Raw genomic sequence first — 12,012 nt, 5'->3', positions numbered from 1 at the left:
TTTCACGGGTCGTGCGTGCGGCCTGCCGCTTACCCGCCACTTACCCGCTGCTCCCTCCGCCGCTTACCCGCCGCTCACCCCGGTCACTTCGGCCACTCGTCCTGCTCGTCGTTGAACAGCGACGCGACGACGCCGCGCAGCCACGCGGTGCGCGGATCGTTGTGGAACTTGCGATGCCAGTGCTGCTTCAAGTCGAAGCGCGGCAGCGGCACCGGCGGCTCGACCGGCACGATGAACGCATGCTCGGCCGCATACGCATATCCGATCGCGTGCGGCACCGTCGCGATCAGGTCGGTGCGGCTCAGGATGAACGGCAGGCTCATGAAGTGCGGCGTCTCGAGCACGGCACGCCGCTGCATGCGCTGCTTCGCGAGGTATTTCTCGAGAACTTCCTGGCTGCGCCCCTCGGCGCGCACCACCGCATGCCCGCATGCGAGGAACTGCTCGGCCGTGAACGGGCGCGCCTGTTCGAGCGGATGGCCGCGCCGCATCAGGCAGACGAACCGGTGCGTGAACAGACGCTGCTGGAAGAAGTTGTTGCCGTCGAGATCGGGGAAATAGCCGACCGCGAGATCGATCGAGCCGGCTTCGAGGCCGCGGCCGACTTCGTCGTGCGCGGGCGAGACCGAGCGCAGGTTCGCGTGCGGCGCGCGCGTCGCGAACGCCTGCAGCAGCTTCGGCAGGAACACGATCTCGCCGACGTCCGACAGCGCGATCGAGAACGTATGCGTGCTCGCCGCCGGATCGAAGTCGTGCGGCGCGACGAGGCCGCGTTCGATCTGCGCGAGTGCATCGCGCGCGGCCGGCAGCAACGCGAGCGCGCGCGGCGTCGGCTCCATCCCGCGCGACGTGCGCACGAACAGCGGATCGCCGAAATATTCGCGCAGGCGGCCGAGCGCGGTGCTCACGCGCGGCTGGCTCACGCCGAGCAGGTCGCCGGCGCGGCTGACGTTGCGCGTGTCGTCCAGCGCGACGAGGTACGGAATCAGGTTCAGATCGAGCGTGTCCATCACGGGAGTCAGTATCTTCAAAGCGTATACAACATATCTCCTGAATCGCGTTGCTGCATAGTCGGGAAAGCGCTCAAATGGTTTCCATTACTCGAACCAATGTTCCGCAAAGCATGGGACCGGAGTAAGCGCTGAAGCGCTAACTCCGGTCGACAGGAGACGAACAATGCGCACCCAGGTCGCCATCATCGGCGCCGGTCCGTCCGGCCTTTTGCTTTCCCATCTGCTGCGCCTGCAAGGCGTGGATTCCATCCTCGTCGAGGCGCGTTCGCGCGAATACTGCGAGAACCGCATCCGCGCCGGCGTGCTGGAGCAGGGCACGGTCGACACGTTGAACGAAGCCGGCCTCGGCGACCGGATGCGCCGCGAAGGGCTCGAACACCACGGCATCGAGCTGCTGTTCTCTGGCCAGCGCCATCGCATCGACCTGAGCGCGCTCACCGGCGGGCGCGCGATCACCGTCTACAGCCAGCACGAAGTGGTGCGCGACCTGATCGCGGCTGGCGTCGAGCACGGCCACGCGATGCATTTCGAAGTGAGCGACGTTGCGCTGCACGACATCGAGAGCGAGCACCCGTTCGTCACGTTCAAGCATGCCGACGGCCGCGAAGACCGCATCGACTGCGACTACATCGCCGGCTGCGACGGCTTTCACGGCATCGCGCGCCAGACAATTCCGGCCGAGCGGCTGAACACGTTCGAGCGCGTCTATCCGTTCGCGTGGCTCGGCATCCTCGCCGACGCGGCGCCGTCGCTCGACGAGCTCGTCTACGCGCATCACGACAACGGTTTCGCACTGTTTTCGATGCGCTCGCCGACGGTCACGCGCCTCTACCTGCAGTGCAAGCCCGACGAAGACCTCGCCGAATGGTCCGACGCGCGGATCTGGGACGAACTGCACACGCGCTTCTCGAACGACACCGGCTGGACGCCGACCGAGGGCCGGATCACGCAGAAGAGCGTGACGCCGATGCGCAGCTTCGTGTCGGAGACGATGCAGCACGGCCGCCTGTTCCTCGCCGGCGACGCCGCGCACATCGTGCCGCCGACCGGCGCGAAGGGGATGAACCTCGCGGTGGCCGACGTCCGCGCGCTGTCCCGCGCGCTTGGCGCCCGCTACCGCAACAGCGACGCGACGCCGCTCGAGCGCTACTCGGCGACCTGTCTCGAACGCGTGTGGCGCGCCGAGCACTTCTCGTACTTCATGACGAACATGCTGCATGCGTCGCCGGAGGACTCGCCGTTCGTCAATCGCCTGAAGTTTGCCGAGCTGAAGTACGTGACGCGCTCGCGGGCCGCCGCGCAGTCGCTCGCCGAAAACTACGTCGGCCTGCCGTTCGACGACCAGATACCCCCCGAGGGATCCCGCCTTGACAACGCGCTGTGCGCGACTCTATGATCGGCCCATCGTTCGCTAATCGAATCTAGGTTCGAATAGCGAACAAATGCCGAAGGTCGACGACGGCCTTCGACGCGGCACGCGACATGCGCGTGTCCCCTCGACAGGCCGCGCATCGTGCCGCGGGTTCGTATCAGGAAGAGACATGGTCAACAAGATTTTCGAATCGCTTCAATCGGCGGTCGCGGACGTCCACGACGGCGCGACCATCATGATCGGCGGGTTCGGCACGGCAGGCATGCCGTCCGAGCTGATCGACGCGCTGATCGAGCAGGGCGCGCGCGGCCTGACGATCGTGAACAACAACGCGGGCAACGGCGAGACCGGCCTCGCGGCGCTGCTCAAGGCGAAGCGGGTGCGCAAGATCATCTGCTCGTTCCCGCGCCAGAGCGACTCGCAGGTGTTCGACGCACTGTACCGCGCGGGCGAGCTCGAGCTGGAGCTCGTGCCGCAGGGCAACCTCGCGGAGCGGATCCGCGCGGCGGGCGCCGGCATCGGCGGCTTCTTCACGCCGACCGGCTTCGGCACGAAGCTCGCGGAAGGCAAGGAAACGCGCGTGATCGACGGCAAGTCGTACGTGTTCGAGACGCCGATCCACGCCGATTTCGCGCTGGTGAAGGCGTACAAGGGCGATCGCTGGGGCAACCTCGTCTATCGCAAGACCGCGCGCAACTTCGGGCCGATCATGGCGAGCGCCGCGAAGGTCGCGATCGTGCAGGTGTCGGAAGTCGTGCCGCTCGGCGGACTGAACCCGGAACACATCGTGACGCCGGGCATTTTCGTGCAGCGCGTCGTCGAAGTGCCGCAGGCCGCGCATGCGGCCGAGCTGGCCGCCGAACGTGCATCGCAAGCCGCCTGACCGCCCGAACTTTGTATGGGACCGGAGTAAGCGCTGAAGCGCCAACTCCGGTCGACAGGAGACCCGAAATGAAACGATTGACCCGCGATGAAATGGCCAAGCGCGTCGCCCAGGACATCCCCGAAGGCGCGTACGTGAACCTCGGCATCGGCGTGCCGACGCTGGTGGCGAACCACCTCGACCCGAGCAAGGAAATCTTCCTGCACAGCGAGAACGGCCTGCTCGGCATGGGCCCGGCGCCCGCGCCCGGCGAGGAAGACGACGAGCTGATCAACGCCGGCAAGCAGCACGTGACGCTGCTCACCGGCGGCGCGTATTTCCACCACTCGGATTCGTTCGCGATGATGCGCGGCGGCCACCTCGACTACTGCGTGCTCGGCGCGTTCCAGGTGTCGGCGAACGGCGACCTCGCGAACTGGCATACGGGCGCGCCCGATGCGATTCCGGCCGTCGGCGGCGCGATGGACCTCGCGATCGGCGCGAAGCAGGTATTCGTGATGATGGAACACCTGACGAAGCAGGGCGAGAGCAAGATCGTCGCGCAGTGCTCGTATCCGGTCACCGGCGTGCAATGCGTGAGCCGCATCTACACCGATCTCGCGGTGCTCGACGTGACGGCCGACGGCCTCGCGGTGAGCGAGATATTCACCGACCTGTCGTTCGACGAACTGCAGAAGCTGACCGGCGTGCCGCTGATCGACGCGACGCGCAAGGCCGCGGCCTGAACGGCAAGCGTGCCGGCGCGCGCGATCGCGCGCACGCCGGCACGCTTGGGTAGACAATAGGCGCACGCCGTTTCCCCACTCTGATGCCATGCTCGAAGACAGCGCCCGCCTGACCTCCCTCATCTGCGGCACCGAGCCGCTCAACCGGATCTGGTCGCCCCGCGCGACGATCCAGCGGATGCTCGACGTCGAAGCCGCGCTCGCGCGCGCGCTCGCCGCGCAGCAGGTGATTCCCGCCACCGCGGTCGCGCCGATCGAACGCGCGTGTGACGCCGGCCGGCTCGACGCCGACGCGCTCGCGCACGGCGCGGCGCTCGGCGGCAATCTCGCGATCCCGCTCGTCAAGCAGCTCACAGCGCAAGTGAAGGCCGACGACCCGGAGGCCGCGAAGTTCGTGCACTGGGGCGCGACGAGCCAGGACATCATCGACACCGCAACCGTGCTGCAGCTGCGCGACACGCTCGACGTGCTCGAGCCGCTGCTCGACGAAGCGTGCGCGTCGCTCGCGGCGCTCGCGCGCGCACATCGCGCGACCCCGATGATCGGCCGCACGTGGCTGCAGCAGGCGCTGCCGATCACGCTCGGCCTGAAATTCGCGCAATGGCTCGACGCGCTGCTGCGCCATCGCGCGCGCTTCGCCGAATTGCGTGCGCGCGCACTGGTGCTGCAGTTCGGCGGCGCCGCCGGCACGCTGGCGAGCCTGCGCGAGCACGCGGCCGGCGTGAGCGCCGCGCTCGCGGCCGACCTGCAGCTCGCGCTGCCGGCCGTGCCGTGGCATACGCAGCGCGACCGTATCGCGGAAGCCGCGTCGTGCTTCGGGATGCTGACCGGCACGCTCGGCAAGATCGCGCGCGACGTGTCGCTGCAGATGCAGACCGAAGTCGGCGAGCTCGGCGAACCGGCGGCCGCCGGCAAGGGCGGCTCGTCGACGATGCCGCACAAGCGCAACCCGGTCGGCTGCGCGGCCGTGCTGACCGCCGCGGTGCGCGCGCCGAATCTCGTCGCGACCGTGTTCGCGGGGATGGTCCAGGAGCACGAGCGCGCGCTCGGCGGCTGGCAGGCCGAATGGGATGCGCTGCCCGACCTCGCGCGCCTGACCGGCGGCGCGCTCGCGCAGATCGCACAGATCGTCGCGGGCCTCGACGTGAATACCGAGCGCCTTGCCGCGAACCTCGACCTGACGCACGGGCTGATCCTCGGCGAAGCCGTGATGCTCGCACTTGGCGACCGGATCGGCCGGCTCGATGCGCATCATGTCGTCGAGCATGCATCGAAGCAAGCCGTGCGCACCGGCGCGACGCTGTTCGACGTGCTCGCCGCCGATGCGACCGTATCGGCCCATCTGTCGCGCGACGCGCTCGCGCGGCTGCTCGATCCCGCACATTACGTCGGCGAGGCGCAGGCCTACGTCGACGCCGTGCTCGCGCTGCACGCGGGCACGACACAACCAGGAGAACACTGATGCCTTTCGCCACTGTCAACGGCGTGAAACTGCATTACCGGATCGACCGTGCCGCGCGCGACGACGCGCCGTGGCTCGTCTTCTCGAACTCGCTCGGCGCCGACCTGCAGATGTGGGCGCCGCAGATCCGCCCGCTCACGCAGCACTTCAACATCCTGCGCTACGACACGCGCGGCCACGGCCATTCCGAAGCGCCGGCCGGCTCGTACACGGTCGACCAGCTCGCGGGCGACGTGATCGGCCTGCTCGACCACGTCGGCATCGAGCGCGCGCACTTCTGCGGGATCTCGATGGGCGGCCTGACCGGCGCCGCGCTCGCCGCGCGCTTCCCGTCGCGCATCGTGCGCGCCGTGCTGTCGAACACCGCCGCGAAGATCGGCTCGCCGGAAGTATGGGCGCCGCGTGCGCAGAAGGCGCGTGCCGAAGGAATGGCCGCGCTGGCCGACGCCGTGCTGCCGCGCTGGTTCACCGACGCGTTCGTCGAACGCGAGCCGCGCCTGTTCGACGCGATCCGCGACACCTTCGTGCATACCGACAAGGACGGTTACGCGGCGAACTGCGACGCGCTGAACGCGGCCGACCTGCGCGAGGAAGTGAAGGGCATCGCGCTGCCGGTGCTCGTCGTGACCGGTGCGAAAGACATGTCGACGCCGCCCGACCAGGGCCGTGCGCTGGCTGCTGCAATTCCGGGCGCGCGTCACGTCGAATTCGACGCCGCGCACATTTCGAACATCGAGTGCACCGACGGCTTCAACCGCGCGCTGCTCGACTTCCTGACCGCGTGAGGCACCGACGATGGACGACCAGCAACGTTATGAAGCAGGGATGAAGGTGCGTCGCGCGGTGCTCGGCGACGCGCACGTCGACCGTTCGATCGAGAACCGCACCGAAGTGACCGACGAATTCCAGAACCTGATCACGCGCTATGCGTGGGGCGAAATCTGGACGCGCGACGGCCTGCCGCGCCATACGCGCAGCCTGCTGACCATCGCGATGATGGTCGCGCTGAACCGCGGCGAGGAACTCGCGCTGCACCTGCGCGCCGCGCGCAACAACGGCGTGACGCGCGACGAGATCAAGGAAGTGCTGCTGCAGACCGCGATCTACTGCGGCGTGCCGGCCGCGAATTCCGCGTTCCATCTCGCGGACAAGATCTTCAAGGAACAGGATGGGGCCGCCTAGGCGCAGCTGAATCACACGGCCGGCTCGCGCCGGACGTGACCCGATCGCGACACCTGCCGCTGCCGGCCGGTGTCGACGATGCATGACGCGCCGGCGACGAATCGGCGCGCGAACCAGGAAAGGCGCGGCCATCAGGCCGCGTTGCTTACATAGGAGACACGCGATGAATCGCGCACCCGTGGTCGATGTCCAGACCTTCATCAACGAGCAGCCGTTCGGCGGCTTCCAGTGGCTCGTGTTCCTGATGTGTTTCGTGATCGTGCTGCTCGACGGCTTCGATACGGCCGCGATCGGCTTCATCGCACCTTCGCTGCTGGGCGAATGGAACCTCACCAAACCCGATCTCGCCCCCGTGCTGAGCGCCGCGCTGTTCGGCCTCGCGTGCGGCGCACTCGTGTCGGGCCCGCTGTCCGACCGCCTCGGGCGCCGCTCGCTGCTGCTCGGCTCGGTGTTCCTGTTCGGCGTCGCGTGCTTCGTGTCCGCGTTTTCGAACACCATCGGACACCTGACGATCCTGCGTTTCATTACCGGCGTCGGGTTGGGCGCCGCGATGCCGAACGCGGTCACGATGATGGGCGAGTTCTGCCCGGACAAGCGCCGCGCGACCGTGATCAACCTGATGTTCTGCGGCTTCCCGCTCGGCGCCGCGTTCGGCGGCTTTCTCGCCGCGTGGATGATCCCGCATTTCGGCTGGCGCAGCGTGCTGATGCTCGGCGGCGTGACGCCGCTGCTGCTCGGCGTGCTGTTGCTGCTGAAGATGCCGGAATCGGTGCGCTTCATGGTCGCGCAAGGTCAGGGCGTCGACCGGATCCGCGCGACGCTCGCACGGATCTCGCGCGACGCGCTGAACGCCGGCTCGTTCGCGATGACCGAAGCCGCGCCGCAGACGGGCGGCAAGGGGATCGGCGTCGTGGTGTCGCGCTCGTACATCGTCGGCTCGGTGATGCTGTGGATCGCGTATTTCATGGGCCTCGTGATCTTCTACGCGTCGATCAACTGGATGCCGATCCTGCTGAAGGATGCCGGTCTGACGCCGAAGAGCGCGACGCTGATCTCCGCGCTGTTCCCGCTCGGCGGCGTCGGCGCAGTGCTGTGCGGCGTGCTGATGGACCGTTTCAACGCGAACCGCGTGATTGCCGTGTGCTATGCGCTGACCGCGATCAGCGTGTATGCGATCGGGCAGGCGGCAGGCAATGTAGGGATGCTCGTGCTGGTCGTGTTCATCGCCGGCGTGCTGATGAACACCGCGCAATCGTCGATGCCGGCGCTTGCCGCTGCGTTCTATCCGACCGAAGGGCGCGGTACGGGCGTGGCATGGATGCTGGGCGTCGGCCGCTTTGGCGGGATCGCCGGGTCGTTCCTCGTCGCCGAACTGACGCGCCGGCACTTCTCGTTCGCGGGCGTGTTCGCGACGATCGCGGTCGCGGGCTTGCTCGCGTGCCTCGCGTTGCTGATCAAGCAGGCGGCGCGGCCGCACGGCGTCACGCAGCCGTCCGGCAAGATCGAGTCGCTCGGGCATTGAACGGATTCGGGGCCGGAGCGATGCGCTGGCCCTGCGTGTGTTCGGGATGCTGCGGTGGGTCGTAAGACAACTCACACGCAACGACAGACCGGGCCGCTTCGGCGGCCCGTCGCCTTTCCGGCCGCCGCGCCGCTACTCCTCCGCGTCGTGTTCCTTGACGAAGTTGCGCAGATACGCGCGCAGCGCGGCCTCCTGGCTGCGATGATCGGCAAGGTTCGCAGCGCCCAGCGCTTCCTCGTCGCCGAACAGCGTGGGCGGCGCGCAGTACGTACCCACTTCGATGTTTTCGCGCAGCACGCGGATCTCGTGCGTGAGCGGGTGGTACTCGGCGATCCAGTGCATGCCCTCGATGTGCTCGCCGGTCTTCAGCATTGGCTTCATCGGCCACCTCCATGCAGATGCGGCGCAACCGCCGTAGCGATTGCGCGCGCCCGTACCAAAAGGGTACGCCTGCACGGCGTGAAGCTCAACGGGTGTGCTTGTGAGCACTTACTGCGGCAGCAGATGCGCGACGAGCGGATATAGCGACAGGATCAGCAGCACGGCCATCGTCACGTTGAAGATGCGCAGTGCGCGGCGGTTCGACAGGAAGCGGCGCAGGCCCTGGCCGAACGCGGCCCACAGGCTGATGCACGGAAAGCCGATCAGGATGAACACGACGGCCATCCACGCGGCGTTCATCCCGTAGTCGGCGGACAGGCGGATCGTCGTCGCGGCGGTCAGCACCATCATCCACGCCTTCGGATTGACCCACTGGAACGCGGCGGCTTCGAGGAACGTCATCGGCCGCGGCTTGGCGCCTTGCGCCTTCACTTCGCCGGACGTGCCGATGCGCCAGGCGAGGTACAGCAGGTACGCGACGCTCGCGACTTCGAGGATCGTGTACAGGACCGGCACGCGGCGGAATGCTTCGCCGAGACCGAAGCCGACGCACAGCATCAGGATCGCGACGCCGATGCTGATGCCGAACAGGTGCGGCATCGTGCGGCGGAAACCGAAATTGACGCCGGACGCGAGCAGCATCGTGTTGTTCGGGCCGGGCGTGATCGACGTGACGAGCGCGAACAGCATGCCGGCGGGCAATGCGCTGAGGGTGAGGAAGTCCATCGCGGATTCTCCATTCGTGTTCGGGACTGGGATGGAGTCAGTGTAGCGACGGTTTTCTGTACAGTACCGGTACAGTTTGCCTGGTGGTTGCCGGTACGGGGTTTGGGGGCGGGGGATGGTGATCTGCTCCTCCCTGCCGGCGCTCTCGCGTATCGCCATGCCATGGCCGGGAGAGCAAGCATGAAGCCCGAGGAACTGGAGAATCAGCTCGCCCAATACCTTGATCATCGCGAGTCGCTGCGCTACCGGCAAACCCACCACGGCGTGCTGACGCAATTCGCGCGGGATTACGCCATCGAACATCCTGGCGAGCCCGTCCGGGTCGATCACGTGCTCTCATGGATCATGCGGGTTCCCCGCGCGCCGCAGACACAGTTCGCTGTTCTCAGTACGGTACGCGGATTTCTGCGCTTCGTGCAGGTCGCCGATCCTGCGACTGCTGTCCCCGACGACCACCTCCTGCGATCCCCGATTCGAACGCCTCCCTTCATTTGGAATGCGGAGCAACTGCGATCGATTCTGGAGGCGGCGGCAAACGCGCGGCCGCGCGGCGGGTTGCGTGCAAATGCCTATGTCACGGTGTTGGGCCCGCTGGCGAGTGCCGGGTTGCGCATCGGCGAAGCACTGCGCCTCGAGGTCTCGGATGTGCATCTGGACGGGGCAATGCCTCACCTCGTCGTGCGCGAAACACGTCTCGCCCCATGTCATCCGGCACACGACGGCCATGCATCTATTGCAGTCGGGTGGCGACATGAGCGTGATCGCGCTTTGGCTCGGCCATGAGCATCTCGACACGACGCACATCTACATGGAAGCCGATCTCGCCCTGAAGGAGAAGGCGCTGAATCGGCTTCAACCGGCACGGCAGGCGGCTCCGCGGTTTCGCGCGACCGACAAGGTCGCTCAGGTAAAGCACGTTTTCGTCAAAGCGGCTGCACGCATGAGCAACCGGGCCGAGAATAGCCATCAGCCGACCCGCAGGCGCGAACGCCAGATGTGCGGATTTCGCGATGCGCGACGCACACTGGCATTTCTCTCATGCGTCGGCCCGATCCAGCAGCACTTCGCGTTGCCGAGACATCAGATGAACGCGGTATGTCATCGCGCCATACTCAAAGAACGCCTCGCCACATGGCATGGTTCGACTGACTCTCCCACAGCCAACGAAGTTATCTGATAAGGATAGCGACTCTTGAGGAAGACACGTGGCATGCACTCATCAACTTGATATAGCTATTTTGTCTTCTTCATCGCTTCATTCTCCCGCCGCCTCTTCACCAACTTACAGAGTCTTTGCGTGGCTTTCACGAGTTGGGCGGCACGAAAATCGATAATCATGCTCACATCCCCATATCGGAAACATTTCAATTAGATTTCAGACGATTCGATCATCGGTCATTGTTCCGCATTTCAGGCCGCCGATGCCTCGTCGTCGGCCGGCCAGCCGAAATACCGGCAGCAACCTACCCCTGCTCTCTTTCAAATTTCCGCAAACGTCTGCGTATTGACCTATCTTTAATGGGATGAAAAAAGCATGGCTCAATGCGTAAAAAATTCGATTGCGATCAGACGCGCCGCATGACAGCATGCGGGGCGTCGGCAATCGGAACCCATCCGGAACGATTCGATTGATCGCGCCGACCCGCGACCGAATCGTTTTCTCTGCACTTCGCGCCGCCGAATCCAGACGACCCAAGCCCTACGGGAGATAGACATGGCCACTGCGACGCCCCGCGCCGGCACGCCCCCTTTGCCAGCCCTGCTGCGCGGCGGACGCTTCACGCTCGGCACGCGCATCGTGCTCAGCTTCGGCGCGATCTTCGTGCTGATGCTGGTCATGGCCGCGATTTCATACACCCGATTGACGGCGATCGACGCCGCTGCCGACAGCCTCCAGCGGGATTCGGTGCCGGGCCTGTACCTGTCGACGTCGCTGCGCGCCGCGACCAATCAAAGCTATACGGTGGTCGAACGCGCGATCTTCAGCGACGGCGATGCAGACGGCACGAAGCGCGATCTCGACCGGATTCCGGAAGCGCTGCGGCGTTTCGATCAGGCGTCGACGCAATACGAGGCGACGCTGTTCCGCGACGACGACAAGGCGCGCTTCGCCGCGCTCCGGGCCGCATACGACCAGTACCTGCCGCTGTTGAACGACGCAGCGCATGCGGCGGCGAGCGACCGCGCGGCTGCGCAGGCCAACTTCGCGCACGTGACGACGGCGTGGGAGAACGTAGTCCGTGTCGCGGACGCGCTGGTCGACGAAAACCGCAGCCAGGCAGACGATTCGGCACGGCAGATCCGCACGTCGGTCAACACGGCGGAAGCGACGCTCGCGACCGCGCTGAGCGTCGTGCTGCTGGTCGCGCTCGCGGCCGGCTATGCGCTGTTCCGCGCGATCACGGGGCCGATGGCGCGGCTCGTCGAGGTGCACGACGCAATGCGCACCGGCAACCTCGCGCAGCGGCTCGACCTGCGCCGCAGCGACGAATTCGGCACGCTGCAGGACGGCTTCAACCGGATGGCCGAACAGCTCGCGAGCCTCGTGTCGCAGGCGCAGCAGTCGTCGCTGCAGGTGACGACGTCGGTCGCCGAAATCGCGGCGACATCGCGCGAGCAGCAGGCGACCGCCAATGAAACCGCGGCGACGACGACCGAGATCGGCGCGACGTCGCGCGAAATTTTCGCGACGTCGCGTGACCTGCTGCGCACGATGAACGAGGTGAACGGCGTGGCCGAGCAGTCA

Annotated in this window: 11 protein-coding genes and 2 pseudogenes; 10 read left to right on the top strand and 3 right to left on the bottom strand. The window is 66.5% G+C overall.

Annotated elements, in window-relative coordinates:
* Positions 1-83: 83 nt before the first annotated feature.
* On the bottom strand, positions 84-1,010 hold the full coding sequence (locus U4Y91_RS34830) for a LysR family transcriptional regulator (RefSeq protein WP_321808882.1): 927 nt from the start codon (positions 1,008-1,010) through the stop codon (positions 84-86).
* 166 nt (positions 1,011-1,176) lie between these two features.
* Here U4Y91_RS34830 and pobA point away from each other — a divergent pair, with 166 nt between their 5' ends.
* From pobA to U4Y91_RS34795, 7 genes are all read left to right on the top strand, one after another.
* Positions 1,177-2,409, top strand: coding sequence for a 4-hydroxybenzoate 3-monooxygenase (pobA, locus tag U4Y91_RS34825; protein WP_321808881.1), 1,233 nt, complete (start codon positions 1,177-1,179; stop codon positions 2,407-2,409).
* A 145-nt stretch (positions 2,410-2,554) separates the two neighbouring features.
* The gene (locus U4Y91_RS34820) at positions 2,555-3,268 is read left to right on the top strand and encodes a 3-oxoacid CoA-transferase subunit A (RefSeq protein ID WP_321808880.1); all 714 of its coding nucleotides are present in this window, start codon (positions 2,555-2,557) and stop codon (positions 3,266-3,268) included.
* Positions 3,269-3,336: 68 nt separating this feature from the next.
* On the top strand, positions 3,337-3,993 hold the full coding sequence (locus tag U4Y91_RS34815) for a CoA transferase subunit B (RefSeq protein WP_012365076.1): 657 nt from the start codon (positions 3,337-3,339) through the stop codon (positions 3,991-3,993).
* Positions 3,994-4,081: 88 nt separating this feature from the next.
* Positions 4,082-5,455: a 3-carboxy-cis,cis-muconate cycloisomerase gene (locus tag U4Y91_RS34810; RefSeq protein WP_321808879.1), complete on the top strand. Its 1,374-nt coding sequence runs from the start codon at positions 4,082-4,084 to the stop codon at positions 5,453-5,455.
* The gene (gene pcaD, locus U4Y91_RS34805; protein WP_124489020.1) at positions 5,455-6,240 is read left to right on the top strand and encodes a 3-oxoadipate enol-lactonase; all 786 of its coding nucleotides are present in this window, start codon (positions 5,455-5,457) and stop codon (positions 6,238-6,240) included. The genes U4Y91_RS34810 and pcaD overlap by 1 nt, the downstream gene beginning before the upstream one ends.
* Positions 6,241-6,250: 10 nt before the next feature.
* A complete protein-coding gene (gene pcaC / locus U4Y91_RS34800; protein ID WP_006749282.1) occupies positions 6,251-6,637 on the top strand; it encodes a 4-carboxymuconolactone decarboxylase in 387 nt (128 codons plus the stop codon).
* A 163-nt stretch (positions 6,638-6,800) separates the two neighbouring features.
* On the top strand, positions 6,801-8,159 hold the full coding sequence (locus U4Y91_RS34795) for an MFS transporter (protein ID WP_321808878.1): 1,359 nt from the start codon (positions 6,801-6,803) through the stop codon (positions 8,157-8,159).
* Between the two features lie 132 nt (positions 8,160-8,291).
* Here the strand turns inward: U4Y91_RS34795 and U4Y91_RS34790 are convergent, their stop codons facing one another.
* Positions 8,292-8,540, bottom strand: coding sequence for a hypothetical protein (locus U4Y91_RS34790; protein ID WP_044847536.1), 249 nt, complete (start codon positions 8,538-8,540; stop codon positions 8,292-8,294).
* Between the two features lie 108 nt (positions 8,541-8,648).
* Positions 8,649-9,266, bottom strand: a complete 618-nt coding sequence (locus U4Y91_RS34785) for a LysE family translocator (RefSeq protein WP_044847535.1) — start codon at positions 9,264-9,266, stop codon at positions 8,649-8,651.
* A gap of 496 nt (positions 9,267-9,762) precedes the next feature.
* Here U4Y91_RS34785 and U4Y91_RS36855 point away from each other — a divergent pair.
* The 3 genes and pseudogenes from U4Y91_RS36855 to U4Y91_RS34770 all read left to right on the top strand — a co-directional run.
* Positions 9,763-10,023, top strand: a pseudogene (locus U4Y91_RS36855) (hypothetical protein); the annotation flags it as partial.
* A gap of 138 nt (positions 10,024-10,161) precedes the next feature.
* Positions 10,162-10,443 (top strand): annotated as a pseudogene (locus U4Y91_RS34775) (IS6 family transposase); the annotation flags it as partial.
* 537 nt (positions 10,444-10,980) lie between these two features.
* Positions 10,981-12,012, top strand: a 1,032-nt coding sequence (locus U4Y91_RS34770) for a methyl-accepting chemotaxis protein (protein WP_321808877.1), incomplete at its 3' end; no start/stop codon positions are given.

The organism is Burkholderia sp. BCC1993 (assembly GCF_905339865.1).
Taxonomy (GTDB): domain Bacteria; phylum Pseudomonadota; class Gammaproteobacteria; order Burkholderiales; family Burkholderiaceae; genus Burkholderia.
Note: the sequence above shows the minus strand (reverse complement) of the source record. Positions and strands in the feature narration are given on the sequence as shown.